Source organism: Abyssibacter sp., from assembly GCF_964229365.1.
Taxonomy (GTDB): domain Bacteria; phylum Pseudomonadota; class Gammaproteobacteria; order Nevskiales; family OUC007; genus Abyssibacter.
Map to the genome: position 1 here is coordinate 1 of NZ_CAXRDQ010000075.1, position 19,865 is coordinate 19,865.

15 protein-coding genes and 1 pseudogene are annotated in these 19,865 nt (G+C 64.0%); 7 read left to right on the forward strand and 9 right to left on the reverse strand.

The features are described from left to right. Together ACE1EY_RS12625 and ACE1EY_RS12630 are read left to right on the forward strand one after the other, a co-directional pair. A partial coding sequence (locus tag ACE1EY_RS12625; protein ID WP_370300314.1) for a pyridoxal-phosphate dependent enzyme occupies positions 1-809 on the forward strand: 809 nt, incomplete at its 5' end. A gap of 291 nt (positions 810-1,100) precedes the next feature. Beyond that, positions 1,101-1,436, forward strand: a pseudogene (locus ACE1EY_RS12630) (tyrosine-type recombinase/integrase); the annotation flags it as partial. A gap of 181 nt (positions 1,437-1,617) precedes the next feature. Here the strand turns inward: ACE1EY_RS12630 and ACE1EY_RS12635 are convergent. After that, positions 1,618-3,753 (reverse strand): TonB-dependent receptor, encoded by a 2,136-nt coding sequence (locus ACE1EY_RS12635; RefSeq protein ID WP_370300315.1) that lies wholly within the window; start codon positions 3,751-3,753, stop codon positions 1,618-1,620. Positions 3,754-3,869: 116 nt separating this feature from the next. After that, the gene (locus ACE1EY_RS12640) at positions 3,870-6,182 is read right to left on the reverse strand and encodes a TonB-dependent receptor domain-containing protein (protein WP_291514703.1); all 2,313 of its coding nucleotides are present in this window, start codon (positions 6,180-6,182) and stop codon (positions 3,870-3,872) included. Between the two features lie 179 nt (positions 6,183-6,361). Here ACE1EY_RS12640 and ACE1EY_RS12645 point away from each other — a divergent pair, with 179 nt between their 5' ends. The 4 genes from ACE1EY_RS12645 to ACE1EY_RS12660 all read left to right on the forward strand — a co-directional run bounded on the left by ACE1EY_RS12645 (position 6,362) and on the right by ACE1EY_RS12660 (position 10,872). After that, positions 6,362-8,542 carry a TonB-dependent siderophore receptor gene (locus ACE1EY_RS12645; protein WP_370300316.1) on the forward strand — a complete coding sequence of 727 codons (2,181 nt, stop codon included), beginning with the start codon at positions 6,362-6,364 and terminating at the stop codon, positions 8,540-8,542. 118 nt (positions 8,543-8,660) lie between these two features. After that, the gene (locus ACE1EY_RS12650; protein ID WP_370300317.1) at positions 8,661-8,981 is read left to right on the forward strand and encodes a hypothetical protein; all 321 of its coding nucleotides are present in this window, start codon (positions 8,661-8,663) and stop codon (positions 8,979-8,981) included. Continuing rightward, a complete protein-coding gene (locus tag ACE1EY_RS12655) occupies positions 8,978-10,615 on the forward strand; it encodes a PepSY-associated TM helix domain-containing protein (protein WP_370300318.1) in 1,638 nt (545 codons plus the stop codon). The genes ACE1EY_RS12650 and ACE1EY_RS12655 overlap by 4 nt, the downstream gene beginning before the upstream one ends. Beyond that, positions 10,612-10,872: a hypothetical protein gene (locus ACE1EY_RS12660; protein WP_291514699.1), complete on the forward strand. Its 261-nt coding sequence runs from the start codon at positions 10,612-10,614 to the stop codon at positions 10,870-10,872. Before ACE1EY_RS12655 ends, ACE1EY_RS12660 begins: the two co-directional genes overlap by 4 nt. Before the next feature lie 9 nt (positions 10,873-10,881). Here ACE1EY_RS12660 and ACE1EY_RS12665 read toward each other — a convergent pair whose 3' ends face one another. Beyond that, entirely contained in the window at positions 10,882-11,418 is a 537-nt protein-coding gene (locus ACE1EY_RS12665) for an ECF-type sigma factor (RefSeq protein WP_291514698.1), read from the reverse strand. Between the two features lie 151 nt (positions 11,419-11,569). Here ACE1EY_RS12665 and ACE1EY_RS12670 point away from each other — a divergent pair, with 151 nt between their 5' ends. Further along, positions 11,570-12,769 carry an EAL domain-containing protein gene (locus tag ACE1EY_RS12670; RefSeq protein ID WP_291514697.1) on the forward strand — a complete coding sequence of 400 codons (1,200 nt, stop codon included), beginning with the start codon at positions 11,570-11,572 and terminating at the stop codon, positions 12,767-12,769. Here ACE1EY_RS12670 and ACE1EY_RS12675 read toward each other — a convergent pair. The 6 genes from ACE1EY_RS12675 to ACE1EY_RS12700 form a co-directional block, all read right to left on the reverse strand. Next, complete coding sequence (locus ACE1EY_RS12675) at positions 12,745-14,739, reverse strand: acetyl-CoA carboxylase biotin carboxylase subunit (RefSeq protein ID WP_291514696.1); 1,995 nt, start codon at positions 14,737-14,739, stop codon at positions 12,745-12,747. The genes ACE1EY_RS12670 and ACE1EY_RS12675 overlap by 25 nt on opposite strands. 58 nt (positions 14,740-14,797) lie before the next feature. Then, entirely contained in the window at positions 14,798-15,613 is an 816-nt protein-coding gene (locus tag ACE1EY_RS12680; RefSeq protein ID WP_291514695.1) for an enoyl-CoA hydratase-related protein, read from the reverse strand. Between the two features lie 11 nt (positions 15,614-15,624). Next, the gene (locus ACE1EY_RS12685) at positions 15,625-16,791 is read right to left on the reverse strand and encodes an acyl-CoA dehydrogenase family protein (protein WP_291514694.1); all 1,167 of its coding nucleotides are present in this window, start codon (positions 16,789-16,791) and stop codon (positions 15,625-15,627) included. 41 nt (positions 16,792-16,832) lie between these two features. Then, positions 16,833-18,449 (reverse strand): carboxyl transferase domain-containing protein, encoded by a 1,617-nt coding sequence (locus tag ACE1EY_RS12690; RefSeq protein ID WP_291514693.1) that lies wholly within the window; start codon positions 18,447-18,449, stop codon positions 16,833-16,835. A gap of 110 nt (positions 18,450-18,559) precedes the next feature. Further along, positions 18,560-19,435, reverse strand: coding sequence for an SDR family oxidoreductase (locus ACE1EY_RS12695; RefSeq protein WP_370300319.1), 876 nt, complete (start codon positions 19,433-19,435; stop codon positions 18,560-18,562). Positions 19,436-19,518: 83 nt separating this feature from the next. Next, the coding region (locus tag ACE1EY_RS12700) for an electron transfer flavoprotein subunit alpha/FixB family protein (protein WP_370300320.1) at positions 19,519-19,865 on the reverse strand (347 nt) is incomplete at its 5' end.

Below are 19,865 nucleotides of genomic sequence, written 5' to 3' on the forward strand. Positions count from 1 at the left end.
TCATGGCCTCGGCGGCCGCGCGACTCGGCCTCAAGGCCGTGGTGTACATGAACATCGAGGATGCCGACGACGAAGCCGCCAACGTGTTTCGCATGGGCCTGTGTGGCGCCCACGTCGAGCGCATCGACGTGTCGCGACTGCCGTATGGTGATATACGCCACGCCGCGCTCAGCCACTGGGCGAATGACGCCGACAACAGCTTCATGGTCATGGGCCTGGACTCCGCACCCGAGCCCTACCCCGAGATGGGCATGGACTTCGCTGCCAACGTCGGCCGCGAAACACGGATTCAGGTGCAGGCCGTGGCCCGAAACCGGCCCGGCCTGCTCGTCGCCCGCGGCGGCGACAATGCGGATGCGCTGGGCTTTTTCCGCCCTTTCATCGACGATCCGATGGTGCGATTGGCCTGCGTTGTTCCCATCGACAATGTCTACGCTGCGTTCACGCAATCAGACACGCACGCGCACTCCGAAAACGGGGGGCTGACCAACCGCCAGCGCCGCATGGCGAACGCCTTGCTGGAATCGCTGGAGTTTCCGAGCGTAAGGCGCGAACACGCCTGGCTGCGAGGCACCAACCGCGTCACCTACGCCACCAGCCAGCCCGACGCAGCCAAACAGGCCATCGTCAACATGGCCACGCTGGAAGGCATCGTGCCGGCCATTCAAACCGCTCACACCATCGCCTGGGCGATGGCGGAGGCCGCGAAGATGCCCAAGGATCAGAGCGTGGTGATCAACCTAGTCGAGCGCGTGGATAAAGACATCTGGGACATCGGCCACACGCTGGGTTTCCCTGCACCCAGCTGACTGACGATCGGCCGCCGCCCCTCGAAAGGGCGGACCGGCCCGGTCGCAAGCAGACGTGTTCACCAACACACGACTATTGGGACAGGTCTTGTTTCCTGCACGATAAAGCACACTGCTGACCGCTGAGTAGTGCAAGCCAAAGTGTTCACCCGCTTCCGGCATGCTGAATCACCCAGATGCACGGGCTGCTCGATTCGCATCGTCCCGCCGAGATGAGATCGCTTGCCGCCAGAAATTCTACCTTTTGAACTGTCGCCTTGACGGGGAAGCTTACGAGACCACCAGGTCACCTCTGAGGAACGGTATTCCCTCGCAGCCCTGCGACAACAAGGCCTGAGCTGTCCGGAGGTTGCCCGGCGCACCGGGCGACATCGCTCCACAATCTGGCGGGAGTTCACGCGTAACCACTGTCACCGAACCGACGGAGCTTCTCGCCCCAGCGCTGCGGGGGTGTCGAAGCCAGCGACCTGCCACATGTTTCGTCATTCATTCGCGACGCATCTGCGTGAATCTGGGTCGGACATTCGTACGGTGCAGGAACTGCTTGGCCACAAGGATCTGCGAACGACGCAAATCTACACTCACGTATTGCACCGGGGTGGTCACGCTAATCCGCTAGATCGCTAAGGCAGCCCTGGTCGAATCGCCCGTAACGGTTCGGCTGCCCGATTCGTGCGTTCAGCGGCAGCGCAGACGGCGGTACTGCAGGGTTAGGTCGTGCAGATCGTCGCCGCGCTTCCTGCATCGTCGTCTTTCTCGGTTCGACCGCGTACGGTTCGTTGCGGCCGGTGCGGTTCTCGGTGTACGACTATTCGAACTGCAGATCGATGCCGGCGAAAACCGTGCGTGGGTCGCCTGCGCGGAACCGGTCGAAGGCGCGTTGCGTCAGATAGAAGCGATCCAGCAGATTGCGGCCAGCGATGTACAACTCCAGCGACTGAAAGCGCCAGCCGATGCGCCCATTGAGCAAGGCGTAGGCGTCGCTCCGCTGCTCGGGATTGTTGTCGGCCTGACGGAACTGCTCGTCAACGTAGGTCAGATCGAGCTGCGCATACGGCCCCAGCGCCGGGCCGCCGTAGCGCAGGCCCAGCGCGCCGGTGCGTTGCGGGGCACTGGGGAATTCGTTGTCCGTGTAGTCCCCTGCGCTGCTCTGGAAATCCAGGAACTCGGTGCGCGAATAGCCCATGGAGACAAACCCATCGAGATTCCAGAGGATGCGGGCATCGACTTCGACCTCCGCCCCGTAGAGGCGCGACTCCCCGGCATTTTCGGTTTGGGTGTCGTTCACGTCGTCGGAGAGCTGCACCGATACCTGCTGATCGGTCCAATCGGTGTAGAACAGATTGGCGCGCAGGCGCAATCGGCGATCGAAGAGCGCTGCGCGGGCGAACAGCTCGGTGGTGAGCGTGTATTCCGGGTCGAAGGTGTTGAACGTGCCGCGCACAAAGTTCACCGACAGGCCGCCGGCCCGGTACGCGCGCTGCACGGTCAACCCAACAGCACTCGACTCGCTCCAGTTGTAGCGCAGGCCCAGCTTGGGCAGCAACGCGTCGGAATCGCTGCTGCCGTCTCCCTCGCCATCCTCGGGCAGCCCGACCGCCGGCCCAAACAAATCGCCGATGACATCGGCGGTGAGCGGCGGTCCATCCCGCGTGAACGCGAGATCGTTGTTGGATGAATAGCGGTAATCCAGCGATTCGCGGTCGACACGCAAACCCGCCAGCAGGGTCCAGCGGGGCCGAACGGTCCATTCCAGATCGCCGAAGAAGGCGTAGCCCTGGCGCTGTTGGTCCACCTCTACCTGCGTGTCCAGATAAACGCTGAGCGGTCCGGCATTGAGGACATTGCCGTCCACCACATCCAGGCCACTGTCGCCATCCAGGCGTGAGGTATAGACGCCGATTACCCCACGCAGCGGGCCGCCGAGCCATTCCAGGCCCTGAAAGTTCAGCCGCAGTTCCTGGGTAAAGGTCTCATCGCTGAAACGATTGATGATGATGCCGTCGTCTTCGGCGCTGGCGTTGTAGTCATCCTGTTGCAGCAGATCCGTCTCGGCGCGCCCGGTGACGGCTTCGATCGACCAATGCCGGCTAATGGGCAGACCGGCGCGCAGGCTGGCGACGTCGGTGGTGGTGTCCACCTGCTCCGGATCGTTGGCGAGCGTCTGGCGGTCTTCCGGGTTCCCGACCAGCTGCGATTGCCGGAATAGATTGTCGGACCGAGTGAAATTCAGCACGGCCGACCCGTCGCCTGGCTCCCGCGGCAACCAGCCCAACTTGGCTCGCAGGTTGTGGCGCTCATAGAAATCGGCGGGCTCATCGCGAGTGATGTTGCGCGCGGCGCCATCAGCGGTTTCGCTAACGGCGGCAATGCGCACACCGAACCGGCCAAACAACGGCCCACCGACGGCAACCGCCTGTTGTTCGTAATCGTCGCTACCGCGCCGAACGCGGGCGCGCAGGTTGGTGTCGTCCTCCGGATCACGCGTGTTGACGACAATGGCACCGGCCAGCGCGCCCTGCCCTTGCTGGGTGGACTGCGGACCGCGCAGGAACTCCACCGACTCCACGTCCCATAGCTCCAGCGGACCGCCCCGCGCGCCAGACACCGACAACGGCACGCCATCGACGTAAATGCTGGCCAGCGGCGTGCTGGACGAGAAACTCTGGTCGCTAACCCCGGTGTTGGAGATGCCGCGAATTGAGAAGCCGCCCACGCGACCCAGGTCAGCGAAATCGAGATTCACGTTCGCCGTGCGGCCGATGGCATCGTAAACATCATCCATGCTGGCGGATTCGATCTCCTCGCGGGAGACCACCTGCACGCTGCTGGCCGCGTCGGTTTGTGTGCGGTCGAGCTGTTCACCACGAATCACGAGCTCGTCGAGCTGGAGAACCGATGCATCACCGGTCTCACGCGCACGCTCCTGCGATTCAACGGCCACCGTGTCTGGGTAGGGAGCAGGTTGTTCTGACTGCGCCCATGTGGCCCCAAACACCGACAGGCTGCAAACCGTCAGGCCACAAACTCGCGCCCGTCTGACCGGCCGGGCGACGAGGCTCAAAGCTGCCAGTCCAAAGTGACGCCGTAGGTACGCGCCTCGCCATAGCGCTTGGCCACCCGCTGGTCCTCGCCTTCGCCGTTCACGAAACGACCTTGCAGGTTCACGTCGTCGGTGAGGTTGCGGCCGAACACGTTGATGTCGAAGCCCCAGGGCAAGGCGTAGCCGAGCTTGGCGTTGAGCAGGGTCCGCGAGGGCACGCGGCCATCGGGATCGTTGTTGGCGTAGCTATCGATATCGCCAACGTAGTTCACCGACACTTGGCCGCTTACGCCTTTCCAGTCGGTGAGGGTCAGGCCCAGTGAGCCGCTGCGATCCGGCGATAGCGGGAAGCGGTTGTCGGCGTAGTTCTCGCCGCTGTTGACGAAACGGTCGAACTCGGAACGCAGCCAACCGAGGCTGGCGAAGAGTTCGAGCTGGTAGGGCAACTGCACCAGGGATTCGATTTCCAGGCCGTACTGATGCGATTCGCCCGCATTCTCGGTGGTCGTGTAGAAACTCGTCTCCTCACCGATGGTGACCTGCTGATCGGTCCAATCGGTGTAGAACAGATTGGCGTTGAGCGAGAGCGCGCCATCCAGCCACTGGTTGCGCAGGGCCAGTTCCGTCGTGCGCGTGTACTCCGGATCAAACTCGCTAAGCTCGCCGCCGAAGAACGTCACGCTGGCGCCGCCGGAACGGTAACCGTGCTGGTACTGCAGACCCAGCGAGTGCGTGGGCAGGTATCGCCAGGTCAGACCGACCTTGGGCAGAAAATCACTGAAGTCGTTTTCGCTTTCGACATCGTAGTCGGGCGGCACGAAGTCGGGCTGTGCCTGCGACAGCGCATCCGACACGGCGTCGGGCAGCGGGACGCCCACGTCGAACGGCAGGCCGGGGATCGGCGCGGCCAGGGTGTAATCCAGTTCGGCGATGTCACGTCGGCGGTTACGCTCCTGATTCAGGCGGCCGCCCAGTGTCAGCGTCCAATCGTCAAACAGGTCCCAGTCCATTTCGGCGAATAACGCGGCGGTTTCGGCTTCGCGGTCGCTGCTTTGCGCACCGCTCAGCAGTACGGCGCCGCCAGCAGCCGGTACGTCCTCGCCGGTCGTCAATTCGGCCCCGTCTTCATCCGAGTAGTAGATGCCGATCACCGCACGCACGGCATCAAATCGCATTTGCAGCCGCAGTTCCTGGCTGAAGGTTTCGGTGCTGCGATCAAAGGCGGTGGTGCCGCCCTGCTCTTCGGTTCGGTCGAACCCCCACTGGCGATCATCCAGGCTGTCGACGAATCCGGTGACCGACTCCAAGGTGAAGGCCGTACCCAACGGCAGGCTCTGTTCCCAGGCGTAGACATCGGTGGTGAACACACCGATGAAGCGCTCATCCGCCGTGGCCGTGCGTTCGGCCTGTGTGCTGTCGAAGATGTTGTCGCCGAACTCGTTGTCGGATGCGCTGTAGGTCAGCAGGCTGCGATAACCCGGCAGCCAGTCGGACAGCGGCAGCCATTCCAGCTTGGCGCGAATGTTTTCGATATCCGCGCGATCAGCGTCGTCTTCCATGCGGGTGACGTTGTAGATGTCGCCGCGGGCGTAGTAGTCCTGCGCCGCGATACGAAACCGCAGCCCGTCGGTGATCGGACCGCCGCCCGCCACGGCGTAATCGTGACCATCACGGGAGAAGCTGGCGACGCGGGCGCGCAGATCCCATTCGGGCGTCGGGTCTCGGGTGGTCAGTGTCAACGCGCCGGCGATGCTGTTCCTGCCGAATGTGGTCGACTGCGGGCCGCGTAGTACTTCCACCTGCTCCACGTCCCACACCGACAGCGGCCCGCCGTAGGCGCCCGTTTGGCCCGGCAAGGCAACACCGTCCAGATACACGCTAATCGTGTCGCCTTCGCCGCCGATGCCGTCGTTGGGCACGCCACGAATCGAGATTTCGCGATCGCTGTTGCCGATGACCACATTGGCGATCTGCGACACGACCTCCTGCAAATTCGAATCGCTACCGGCGTCGATTGCCTCACCGGTGATCAAGCCAACGCTGGTGTTCGTCTCCGCCAAAGAACGGCCCAGCTTGTCACCGCTCACGGTCAGGGTTCCGAGGTTCAGAACCGGGTCATCGCGCTCGGATTCTGGTAACTCCGGCGCGTCGTCCTCCCCGACCGGGATGGTGTCGACGATGAGATCGGGGTCGGCATCCGATGCGCCCGATGAGGATTCCTGCGCCCCCGCGACGGCGGTCCATCCAGCGGCGATCGCCAACGCGAGTACAGGCCAGCACCTTGCCCGAGCCCGGCTGCGCCCGGCCCGCCCAATTAATTTCAGAATCACTGCCACTCCCTATTCCACAGCCCCAGGCGCGCCGGCGCCGACTTGCGGCAATCCAGGCCGACCGATCATGCGCACCCATTTACTAATGCACTTGGTTCGCATTTGCACTAGTATTTAACGAAACGCTCACCTTACCACCGTCTCTGCGGTTTTTCCGCGCAAACCCTTTGTTGTGACTCATGATTCAAGCACCCAACCGCCGATGGGCGATCCCACTCGCGCTCGGCAGCGCTGCCTTCTTGCCGCCGCCATTGGTTGCCCAGGGGTCACCCGAGCCCTACGAAGAAACCGTACCGGTGCGCTCCGAGCGTGAGACGCTCGAATTAAGCCCGGTGGATGTCCAGGGCGAGCGGGTTGAATCGCCCCGCTATCAGGCCCCGGACGCCACCACGGCCACCAAGACCGACACGCCCATCATCGAGACCCCACAGTCGGTTTCGGTGATCAGCGCCGAGCAACTCCGGGACTTGGGCGCCCTCACCCTGCAGGATGCATTCCGGTACTCCGCGGGGGTGCGGGCCGATGCCTATGGGCTGGATTCGCGAACCGACTCGGCGATCGTGCGCGGTACCGAGTACGTGCAGTACCAGGACGGCCTGCGCAGCCTGTTCGGCTTCTACAACAACGTACGGACCGACGTGTATGCACTGGACAGCGTCGAGGTCGTCCGCGGGCCGTCATCCGTACTCTACGGCCAGGGCACCAGCGGCGGCATGGTCAACGTGAACAGCAAACGCCCGCAGACCGAGGCAGCCCATGAGTTGCGAGCCGAGTATGGCGATTATCAACGACGCCAGTACGCGGTGGATTTCACCGGTCCGGTCACCTCTGATGCCAGCCTGAGCTATCGCATCGTCGGCCTGCACCGCAATGCGGCCACACAGGTCGATTACGTGCAGGACAACCGCGAGTTCATCGCACCATCACTCACCTGGCGACCATCCGGTTGGTTCGAGTGGACCGTGCTGGGCAATGTGCAGAAGGACCGCAGCGGCTCGTCCACAGCCTTCCTACCCTGGGAAGGCACGATCGAGGACAACCCGAACGGCCAGATCCCGACTCATCGCTTTGTCAGCGAGCCTGGGTTTGATCGCTACAACACCGATCAGGAGGCCGTGACCTCGCTGCTGAAAATCGCCCTCGGCGCCCATTGGACGTTGTCGCAAAACGCCCGCTACATGGAGAGCGAATCGGATTACCACACGATGTTTCCGAACATCTACACCGGCGACCCTTACCTGCTGAACCCGTTTCGACGCGACTCCGTGCTGCGGATCACCTATATCCAGGATGCCCGCGTCCGCGCGATCACCTCCGATCATCGGCTCGGCGGCGAGTTCTCGACTGGCTTTGTCGACCACCAGCTGCTGCTCGGCGTCGACGCCACCAAGGTGACGACCCGTGAACGTCAGGGGCAACTAGGCGCCCTGCAGATCGTTCAGCAGGGCCCGTTCGATCTCTACGACCCGGAGTACGGGGATTTCATCCTGCCCGAGGCCGCGGCCTTGCCCGAACTGGTCACGCGGCAAACGGGTTACTACATCCAGAACCAGATGACCTTCGGCGAGCATCTGATCGCGCTGGCCGGCTGGCGGCGCGACGAGGCCCGCTCCGAACAGGCCGGCAGCCCCGTACAGGAGGATGAAGAAGATTCCCTGCGCGCCGGCCTGCTCTACCGGTTTGATGCCGGCTTCTCGCCGTATGTGAGTTATTCCGAGTCGTTCAACCCGGTGGCGCAGCTCGATGCCGACGGCAACCCGTTCCAGCCGATACGCGGCGAGCAATGGGAGGCCGGACTCAAGTACCAGCCGCCCTCCTTCCCCGCCCTGATCACGGCCACGGTGTCCGAGATCAATGAAGAGAACCGCCTGGCCCCGGGCGAGAACCCGGCCGAGCAGGTCCAGCTCGGCACCGCCGAGATCAGGGGTGCAGAGCTGGAGGCCGGCGTGACCTGGCCCGGCGTGCTGGATCTGTTGCTGGCCTATACCTACCTCGACGCGTTCAGCGATGCTGGCGACAACGCCGACGAAGGCGCCCGGATCAAACCGCTGGCTGCCGTGGCTGACGAAGTGGCCGCACTGTGGATGCGCTTTCATTTCGGGTCGCTGGGCCTGCCCGGCCTGTCGATTGGTGCCGGTCTGCGCTACACCAGCGCGGTGCCCGACGAGGGCGAGACCGTCGAAGTGCCGTCAACCACCCTGTTCGACGCGATGATCGCCTACGAGCGGCGCAATTGGCGGCTGGCGGTGAACGGGACCAACCTGGAAGACGAAACCGTGATCGCCACCTGCCTGGAGCGAGGCGACTGCTTCTACGGCCCGCGGCGCAATGTTGTGGGCAGCCTGACGATTCACTTCTGATGCGGGCGGTGGTCCGTGCACGGCGAGCGGCCCCGCGGATGACCCGAACAGGCAATCCGGGCGATACTCATTCGCATTCTCACATCCATGTTCACCTTGCGACCAGGGACGCGATGGCATGACGACCGCTGACCACACCACCGCCGCCGGCATCCGACAGCGGCCTCGCCTGCGCGCCTGGACCCGTGGCGTACTCGCCGGCCCGTTGGCGTTCGTCGCCAGCTGGATTCTGATGGCCGGCGCGGCGCTTTACCTGCCTGAAGGGGCCGCAGGGATCGACAATCTGGTGTTTCCTGTGGTGCTGTTTCCATTGATCTGGGCCGTGCTGTTTCTCTACGCCCTGCTCGACCGGCGCCTGTTACGGGCCTACGTGGTGATCGGCCTGGTTCTGGCGTCGCACGGCGGGTTGATCGCCGCTCATCTGGGGTCTGTCGCATGATCAAGCTATCGCAGGAACGCACCAAGGAATTACTGGCGATTCATGGCTGGTCGGGCATCATCCTCGGGCTGCTGCTGTACGCGGTGATCTGCACCGGCACCATCGCCGTGTTCTCCACCGAGATCGGCGACTGGTCGAACCCGCTGGACGCCCCGGCCACCGAAGGCTTGCCCCCCAACATCAACGCGCTGGTGCAGGAACTGGGCGATCAGGTCGACCCGGCGTACCGCGACCAGTTCTTTCTGTACAGCTCCGGCGGCGGCCGTCTGATGCTGCAGTTCGAAGGACACCTCGAGCAGGATGGCGACGACGACCATCCGGGCGCCGAAGAGCACTACGGCGTGCTCTACGAAATCGATCCGAACACGCTCACGCTGCTGAATCGCACGGAAGGCCCGGAGGCCATGCTGGACGCCGCGCGGCGCGCCACCGATGCCCTGGCGGACTTCTTTGTCGACCTCCATGTGCGGCTGCACATCCCCAACCCCTGGGGCTTGTTCGTGACCGGCGTGCTTGGCCTGATCATGATGGTCGCGGCGATCACCGGGTTTCTCGTGCATCGACATCTGATTCGCGAGCTGTTCACGATTCGCCGCAACAAGGAAGCGCTGCTGCGCTCCCGCGATGCCCACGTGATCGCCGGCACCTGGACGCTGCCATTCGCCTTTGTGCTCGCGTTCACCGGCAGTTTCTTCAGCTTCGCCACCAGCCTGGGCCTGCCCGCCATGGCGATGGTCGTGTTCGGCGGCGATCAGGAGCGAGCGATTGCCGAGGTTTTCGGTGAACCGCCGGCCACCGATGAAACACCGGCGCCGGTCGCGAATTTCGATGCTGTGATCGCCGATGCAACCGCACGGACCGGGGCCAGACCGAACTTCATCGCCGGCAGTTTCTACGGCCGGGCCGATTCGCAGATGCGGGCATTCACCCCCGCCGAGGAAGGCGATCTGACCGGGCGTTCGCCGGTTTATTCGGGCGTCACGGGCGAGTTTCTCTACGACAAGCCGGTTCTGGTGGGCCAAAGCCCTTCGGCTGGCAATGCGGTCGCCGCGTTGATGGCACCACTGCATTTCGGCAATTTCGCCGGCATCGTCTCCAAGGCAGTCTGGTTTGCGCTCGGCTTTGCCGGGGCCTACGTCGCCCTCACCGGTATGCTGCTGTGGACCAATCGCCGCGCCGATCAACGGGCCTGGCAGCGCATGGGTCGAATCGTCCACTGGATGGGATATGGCCTGCCCCTGACGATGGCGATGACGCCCTACGGCACCTTCGCCGGCCGCTGGTTCGGCTGGCCACTCGAAACCGCTCAGTGGACCGCTTTCGGCCTGGCGGCACTGGCGGCACTGATCGTGGCGCTGGGCGCACGCACGGCCGCCCGCGCACGTGACCTGCTGGTCGCGACCACCGGCTTCGCCCTGCTGGGGGTGCCGCTGGTTCGTTACGCAACAGGTGGTCCGGGCTGGCTCGGTGCCTGGTCAGATGGATTGATGACCGTGATCGCCGGCGACCTGATCATGATGCTCGGCGGCGTGATCTGCCTGGGGTTATGGCGGTTCGGCGCTGGCACCTCCGCCGAACAAGCCGGTCAGGCTAACAGCCGTCCCGGCCGTTCGAATCCGCAGGTCACCGCATGAGCGTCGCTCTGTTCGCCGCGCTGCTCAGCGCGCTGCCGCTCACCTGGCTGGCCTGGCGCGACCCGAAGCGCATGCGGGTTTCAGGGCGACGGGACCGCGCACCATTATCGAGCCGTATCCGTGGCCTGCTAACGCTTTGCGTGCTGGTGCCGGGTGGCGTGCTGGCGTTCTACAGCGCCGCTGCCGTGCTGATCTGGCTGGGCGCTGTCACGACGGTGGGTTGGGCGATTTCCGAGGGCTTGGCCCCGCGCCGCTAAGGACCTCGCTCAGGCACCCTCCAGTTCGGCAAACAGAAACGCCCGCGCCTTGGTCCAGTCTCGCCGCACCGTGCGTTCGTTGACCTCAAGAATCTCCGCGGTCTCCTGCTCCGAGTAGCCGGCAAAGTAACGACACTCCACCACCCGTGCGAGCCGAGCGCTGTGCTGCGCCAGACGGTTCAAGGCAGCATCAATCCCCAGCGTGAGATTCGGGTCGTCGTGAGCGCCGGGCACGATATCGGCCATCCCGGTCTTGTCCAGTGACATGGGCACGTCACCCGACCCGCGCTTTTCCGCCAGCCGCGCCCGTGCCTCATCGACCAGCACCTGGCGCATGGCCGCCGCTGCAGTTCTCAAGAAATGCTGGCGCGACTGCCACAGATCGGAGCGCATTAATTTGAGATAACTCTCATTGACGAGCGCCGTGGTATCCACGCCGCCGCCTACGCGCCGTCGCTGTTTTCGCGCCTCTTGCCGAAGCTGCTCATACAACGCTGCGTACAGCTTGTCGGTCCCCGCCGCCGTCAGTTCGCCTGTGTTGTGCACCGCGCTGTGTCCCCGATCACGTTTCCCGCCCCAGCCATACGCTAACGTTCCGCCGAGGGCGTGTGAAGCCGGATCTTCGAATTTTCTCCAAAATTCAAAATGATCGAACAAGGCGTGCACGGGGTTAGCGGGGTAGAACAGGAAGAACCAGATGGCCCAGTCAGCGGCAACGCGCCGTCGGTTTCGGCCGGGCGACGTCTTGATCAGCACGTCAGACGACGACTCCGATGCCTACATTATTGAGCGTGGCGAAGTCGGCGTATGGCGCGAAACCGACGCCGGCCGCACGCTGATCGCGCGGCTGGGCGAAGGCCAGATGGTTGGCGAACTGTCGTTAATCGACGGCGAAGGTCGCACGGCAACCGTCACCGCGCTCACCGAATGCACTGCCCGTGTGGTGACAACCGAAGATCTGACCAATCAACTGGAAGGCGTGCATCCGATCATCCACACCTTGATCGACGCCCTGCTTGAACGCATTCGCGCCAATGATCGCGATGCCCGCGGGTTCACGTTGCCCGGCTTGCCACAGCGCAGCGAACCGATGGTATCCAGCTTCGATGCCGCCATCACCACCGGCGCGCTCCAGCTGGTGCATGAGCCGGTGATGTCAGCCGATTTCTCGACCGTCGAACAACTGCGCGCGACCGTGGCCTGGACCAGCAGCGGCGAAGGACGCGCCCCCGCCTCCGAGCTGCTGAAGACGGAACCGGCCGGCCGGACCTTGGCCGAGGTGACGAGTTGGTATCTGTTGCGCGCCACGGCAGATCTCGCCGCGCTACGACAGCGGGCCGGCGCCGCCCACGTCGCGGTCGCGCTCAGCGAGCATCAGTTGCTGGGCGATGGGTTGGTCGACGATGTCTTTGGTGCCATTTCCAACGCCTGTATCGCACCAGATGCGCTCACCCTGGAGCTGCACGAGGCCGACTTGCCGGAGCCGGGTTCACGCATGGCCGAGCGTCTGGGCCGTTGCGTGCAAGGCGGCGTGAAGCTGGCCGTGCGCCACTTCGGGGCAAGGCTGGCGCCGATCCAGCGCCTGGTCGATCTTCCGATCAGCCGGGTTCTGGTCGACCCGAACATGCTGCGTGATGCCGACCATGCGGAGCAGATGCTGCGCGCGCTGGTCGCCATTACCCATCAGGCCGGAATCACGCTAATCGCCCAGGACTTACAGACCGATGAGCAGATCGACCGTGCCCGCCGCGCCGGGATCACGCTTTTCCACCGCAAGCGGCCGTTGTTTAGCGATGACGCCGGGATTCGCTCGGTCCGCTCATCACTGGATGTGACACCCGAAGACGGGCTGGTGGTCGATGGTGTGGCCGATCAGCCGTCCTCGCTGGCCGGCTGAATCTTCACCAGCAACTGCCGATTGGCAACCTGATCGCCCCCGGCAGCCTCCACTGATTCCACCTGACCGGCCACCGGCGTCTTGAGCTGAAATTCCATCTTCATCGCTTCCAGCACGGCGACGGTCTGCCCCGCTTCGACGGCCTCGCCGGCCGCCACCCGAACCTCAAGCAAGCGCCCATCGCTGGTCGCGAGAATGCGACCATCGGCGCCCGGCGCAACGGCCTGTGCGGGTTCCAGGGTGACGTCGCGGAAGCAGAAGCTTCGGTCCTGCGCGGTCAGCCACAGATCATCGCCAGCGCGCGTGTAGTCGATGCGTGCGGCCACGCCGTCCATCTGCAATCGGGTGTAACCGTCACCGGAACCCTCCACGACGAATTCGTGCGCCTCGCCGTCCAAGGTGATGACGTAATGCCGCGCTGAATCGTGGACCAGCGTCACGGCCTGGCGTTCCTCACCCCAGGCGACGGTCATGCCGATCGTGCCGCCGGGCGCGCTGTGCCAATCCGATAGCTCGGCCGGCAACGCGGCCTGCTGCGCCAGACTGGCGCCGTCAGACCGGTAGATGGCCAGTGCCGCCAGCGCGTATTGCAGCGGCCCAGGGACACGCGCAGCAAGCTGCGCTTCGTCGAAATGGGCCGGCATGTACCCCGTATGGAAATCACCCGCCGCGAAATCCGGCTCGTCCAGAATGTCCTTGAGCAGATCGAGGTTGGAAACGACGCCATGCAAGCGGGTGTTGCTCAGCGCACGCGCGAGACGGCTGCGCGCCGATTCGCGGTCATGCCCGAAGGCGATGATCTTCGCCACCATCGAGTCGTAGTAGGGACTGATCTCACCATCGGCGAGCAGGCCATGATCCACCCGCAAGCCCTCGCCTTCGGGAATCACCCAGGCCTGGATCGGGCCGGTCTGCGGCACGTAGCCGGTGCGCGGATCTTCCGCGCAAAGGCGCACCTCGATGGCATGACCGGTCTGCCGGATCTCGGATTGCTGCAGCGGAATGGGATCGCCCTGGGCGATACGTAGCTGCCAGTCCACCAGATCGATACCGGTCACCAGCTCGGTGACCGGGTGTTCGACCTGCAGCCGGGTGTTCATCTCCAGAAAATAGAACTCACCGTCCGCCCCGAGCAGGAACTCGACCGTGCCGGCGCCGACATAATCGATGGACTGTGCGGCGGCAACAGCGGCCGCACCCATCTTCGCCCGCAACTCGGCGTCCACCACCGGCGATGGCGATTCTTCGACGATTTTCTGGTTGCGACGCTGCACCGAACAATCGCGTTCGCCCAGATGCACCACGGTGCCGTGGCTGTCTCCGAACACCTGGATCTCGACATGGCGGGCACCGACGACGGCTTTCTCCAGAATGAGCTCACCATTGCCGAAGGCATTTTCAGCCTCGCTGCGTGCCGAGCGAATCATCTCGCCCAGCTGGGCGGCGTCTTCGCACAGCCGCATGCCCCGGCCACCGCCACCGGCTGCAGCCTTGATCATGACGGGCACGCCGATCTTCTGCGCCTCGTCGGTGAGTACGGCATCGTCCTGGTCGCCACCCTCGTAACCCGGCACGCACGGCACGTTGGCATCGATCATTTTGATCTTGGCCTGGCGCTTGTTGCCCATCAGCGTGATCGCGTCGGGCGACGGGCCGATGAAGCGGAGTCCGGCGTCGGCACAGGCCTGAGCAAAGCCGGCGTTCTCGGCGAGAAAACCGTAGCCGGGGTGAATGGCGTCAGCCCCCGAGCGGCGCGCCGCTTCGATGATCTTGTCGATCACCAGATAGGATTCGCCCACCGGGGCGGGGCCCAGGCGCACGGCTTCGTCCGCCAAGGTCACGTGTCGTGCTAGCCGGTCGGCGTCGGAGTAAACCGCCACGGTCCGGTACCCGGCGCCGCGCGCGCCCTGAATGACCCGACAGGCGATCTCGCCGCGGTTGGCTACCAACACCTTTGTAAAACGTCCCATGCTGCTTCCTTGTCTCCTGACGCGCCCCGCGGTTGGCAGGCCGACGTTGTTGCCGTATTCAGTCGGGCGTAGCCCAGTTCGGCAGTCTTTTTTCGATGAAGGCCATCGTGCCCTCGGTCCCCTCATCGCTGCGCAGACACTCGGCAAAATCTCGCGCTGCGTCGTCCAGCAAATCTTCGGGATTGGCCTGTGATACGCCGAGCATGATCCGTTTGGTCACCGCATTGGCCTTGGGCGCACAACGCCGGATCTGCTCGACAACCTCTGCCAGCCGCTTGTCCACGGCGGCCGTCTCCGCCTCGACAAAATGCACCAGCCCGAGGCGTTCGGCCTCCTCACCATTGAAGCGTCCACCGCATACGCCCAGCCGCCGCGCCTGGGTGAGCCCGATCCGCTCGACCACGAATGGCGCGATCTGCGCCGGTGGCAGGCCCAGCCCGGTTTCCGGCAAACCAAACTTGGCATCGCTGACTGCGATGGCCACATCGCTGACGCAGCAAAGACCAAAGCCCCCGCCCAACACCGCGCCTTCGAGGATCGCGATCACCGCCTGCGGCGCAGCATTGACCTTGCGCAGCATGGTGCCAAAGGCGCGCGAATAGTCGATCACCGCATCGGAATGCTGCGTCCGAGGCGACTGGCGTGCGCTCGCCATGTCCTTGATGTCACCGCCGGCGCAAAAATTGCCGCCGGTGCCACGCAACACCACCGTGCGGATACCACGCGCGTCCGCGATGGCGTCAAACACGTTGCAGATGTCGGTGAGCAAGCCAAGCGACATCGCATTGCGGGCCTGGGGCCGGTTGAAGGTGAAATGCAGCACACCGGCGCTGATCTCGACCAGCGCGTTGGGTGTGTCGGGTAGCTCTGCCATCGTTCGCTCCGTCACTTGCGTTTTCCGGCGGCCAGTCCGAGGCGCTTCGAGATGATCTGGAGCATGACCTCGTCGGCACCACCGCCGATGGAATGCAGGCGCAGGTCGCGATAGAACTGCGCGACCGTGGATTCCCACATGAAGCCCTGCCCGCCCCAGAACTGCAGCGAGGCATCGCAGACCTCACGCGCCACCCGCGCGCTCTTGAGCTTGGCCATGGAGGCCAGCAAGGTCACGTCCTCGCCTTCGATCAGGGCGCCGACAGCCTTGTCGATGATGCCGCGCACGGCCTCGATCTCGGTGGCCAGTTCGGCAATGCGGAACTGCACATACTGGTTGTCCAGCACGGCCTGGCCGAAGGCCTTGCGGCCACGCGTGTATTCGATGGTGTCGTCCAGCACGCGATCCATCGCCTTGAGGATGCTCGCCGACAGGAACAACCGTTCTTCCTGAAACTGCATCATCTGGTAGACGAAGCCCTTGCCTTCCTCGCCGATCAGGTGGTTCGCGGGCACGCGCACTTCATCAAAAAAGATAATCGCGGTATCCGAGCTGCGCTGGCCAAGCTTGTCCAGCTTGGTCTGACGGTCGACGCCCTGGGCATCCAGCGGGACGACGATCAGCGACTTGTTGCCGTGCCGGCTGTTCGGGTCGGCATCACCGGTGTTGACCAGCGTGCAGGCCCAGTCCGCCTGGGTGCCATTGGTGATCCATTGCTTGGAGCCCGAGATCACGTAGTCACCACCGTCGCGACGGGCCGTGGTCTTGATGCCTGCCACGTCGGAGCCGGCGCCGGGTTCGCTGACGGCGATGGCCGCCACATGGTCCCCGGCGATGGCGGGCTTGAGGAAATTGTCTTTGAGATAGTCGGAACCAAACCGCGCCAGCGCTGGCGTGGCCATGTCCGTCTGCACGCCGATCGCCATCGGGATGCCACCACAGGTACAGGCACCCAGCGCTTCGGCAAACTCCATCTGGTAGCTGTAGTCCAGTCCCATGCCGCCGACCGCTTCCGGCTTGTGAATGCCGAGAATGCCCAGATCACCCATCTTCTTGAAAACTTCGTGTGCGGGAAACACGCCGTCGCGCTCCCATTGCTCCACGTGCGGGTTGATCTCGTCGACCACAAAGCGTTCGACGGTGCGGTAGATCTCCTGGTGTTCGTGTGTCCGTTGCATGCTGTCTCCGCGCTAAGCGCTAACTGGGGATCCGGAGCGACCTAAAGCCGCGCCACACCGAAACTGTTGGGCGCCACATCACGGGCCTTGGCGTCCTGGCATATCGCCAGCGTGAATCCGAGCACGCGGCGAGTGTCCCGCGGGTCGATCAGGCCGTCATCGAACAGGCGGGCCGTGGCGGCCAGGGCATCGGCTTCCTTGTTGAACAGGCCGACCAGATTGGACTCGGCCTTGGCGGCCTGCTCGTCCGAGAACTCCACCCCGGCTGCTTGCGCCTTGGCCTTGTTGATGATGGTCATGACCTTGGCCGCCTGCTCGCCGCCCATGACCGCCGTCCTGGAGTTAGGCCAGGCGAAGATGAAGTCCGGATCGAAGCCGCGGCCGCACATGCCGTAGTTGCCGGCGCCGAAACTGCCACCCATGACGATGGTGATACGCGGTACGGATGCATTGGCGACCGCCTGCACCATCTTTGAGCCGTGCTTGACGATGCCGCCCTGCTCCGACTCGGTCCCGACCATGTAGCCCGTGGTGTTCATCAGGTAGACCAGCGGTGTCTGGGTCTGCACACAAAGCTGCATGAACTGCGCAGCCTTGGTCGCGCCCTTGGTCGTGATCGGCCCGTTATTGCTGATGATGCCGACCGGCTGACCGTAAATGCTCGCGCGGCCACAGATCGTCTGTTGATCGAACTCCGACTTGTATTCGAGAAATTCGCTGCCATCGACCACGCGGGCGATCACCTCGCGGCAATCGTAAGGCCGTCGGTAATCGGCCGGCACCACACCGACCAGCTCCTCGGCGGGATAGCGCGGCGCCCCAAAGGCCTTGAGTGCAGGCTTTGGCGCGGTCGTGTTCCAGCCTAGCTTGGCGACGACTTCACGGGCCAGGCGGATGCCGTCGGCATCGTCCTCGGCAATGAACTCCGAAGTCCCGGCGACTTGGCAATGCATCTCGGCCCCGCCCAGGTCTTCATCCTCGGCGATCTCGCCGGTGGCCGCACGCAGCAGCGGCGGACCGGCCAGGAAGACCTTGGCCTTCTTGCGCACCATGATCACGTGATCTGACAAACCCGGCATGTAGGCACCACCTGCCGTGGATGAGCCATGCACGACCGTGACCTGCGGAATACCGGCTGCGGACAGCCGCGCCTGATTCGCGAAGGTCTTGCCACCCGGAATGAACACCTCGGCCTGATACAGCAGGTTCGCACCGCCGGATTCGATCAGCGAGATGACCGGCAGCTTCTGCTTGAGCGCGATCTCCTGGATGCGCAGCGTCTTCTGCACGCCGAAAGGCGTCATCGTCCCGCCCTTCACCGCCGAATTGGAGGCCGAGATCATGCAGCGCACACCGGAGACGTAGCCGATGCCGATGATGGAATTGCCACCGGCGAGCGACCCATCCTTGTCGTCGTGGTGCTTGTAACCGCACAGGGTCGATAGCTCCAGAAACGGTGACCCGCGATCCAGCAGCAAATGAACGCGCTCGCGCGGCAGCAGCTGACCACGGCCGTGGAATTTTTCGCGCTTGGACTCCTCGGTCGCGTGGACCTTGGCCTCGACATCACGAAAACGCTGCACCTCCGCGAGCATGTCCTCGCGGTTCTTCTGGAAGTCAGCCGATGCAGGGCTGATCTTCGTCTCTATGGCAGGCATGCTGTCTCCTCATACCTTGGTTCATGTCCACTGAACCTGACGATCCAGCGGTTTGATCATCTTGTTCGGATGACGAACGCACGCGCCACCCTGGCGGGCAGGTTCTGCGCCTACCCGTGCTCGCCGGCCACCGCCTTGGGGGGCTTGTAGCGATGAAATCCCTGGTAGGGCTTGGACCTGTCATGGTCGGGCAGCGGAAACAGGCTGGCGTTCAGGCTGGCCGCACCATCAATCTTCAGACAGGTTCCGGAAATAAAGGCCGCGCCTTCCGACAGAAGAAAACAAATGCCGGAACTCACCTCGGCCTCGGTGGACATCCGCTTGAGCGGCACCAGATCCGTCATCATCGGAATCACTTGCTTGGAGAACGACGGGTCGTAGCTATCCATGCCGCTGGACGCCACCCAGCCCGGTGCCACCGCGTTCACACGCACACCGAACTGGGCCCATTCGACAGCGAGCGTCTCGGTGAGATTGACCATGCCGGCCCGCGCCGCACCGGAGTGCGCCATGCCCGGCATGCCGCCCCACATGTCGGCGACGAGGTTCACGATCGCCCCGCCGCCGTTTCGCATGGATTGCAGCAAGACCTCACGGGCCACCAGAAAGCCCCCGGTGAGGTTGTTGCGAACCACGGCGTCGAAGCCGTTCTTGCTGATCATCATCGCCGGACTGGGAAACTGCCCCCCGGCATTGTTGACCAGGCCGTGGATCGCGCCCCGCGCCGTCACGATGGCCTGGATGGCCGCCTTGACGGCGTCATCGTCGCGGATATCGAAGGCCTGGGCGCTGGCTGCGCCGCCGTCGTCGATGATCTCGCCGACGACGGTATCCAGCTTGCTCTGCGTGCGCCCGGTCACGACGACATGAGCGCCCAGCGCCGCCAACTCATGCGCGGTGCAACGCCCGATGCCGGAGCCGCCACCGGTGACGACGACGGTCTGACCAGCGAACAGATCGGGTTTCAGGACCGAGGCGTAACTCACCGCACGCGTCTCCGCCAATAAGATGTCATGTGAAATCGTCCGACTGCGGGTGGTCAGGGCGACCACCCGCAGCCGTCAGCCCTCTAGAGCTTGGACTCAAGCTCAGGAATCACCTCGAACAGGTCGCCGACAAGACCGATGTCCGCAACCTCGAAGATCGAGGCTTCTTCGTCCTTGTTCACCGCAACGATGCAACCGGCGTCCTTGATGCCCGCCAGATGCTGGATCGCACCGGAAATGCCAAAGCACATGTACAGCTCGGGCGCGATGACCTTGCCGGTCTGGCCGACCTGCATGTCGTTGGGACAGAACCCGGAGTCCACCGCGGCGCGGGACGCACCCACACCGGCGCCGATCTTGTCGGCCATGCGGTAGATGATCTCGAAGTTCTCTTCGCTGCCCACACCACGGCCACCAGAGACGACCTTGG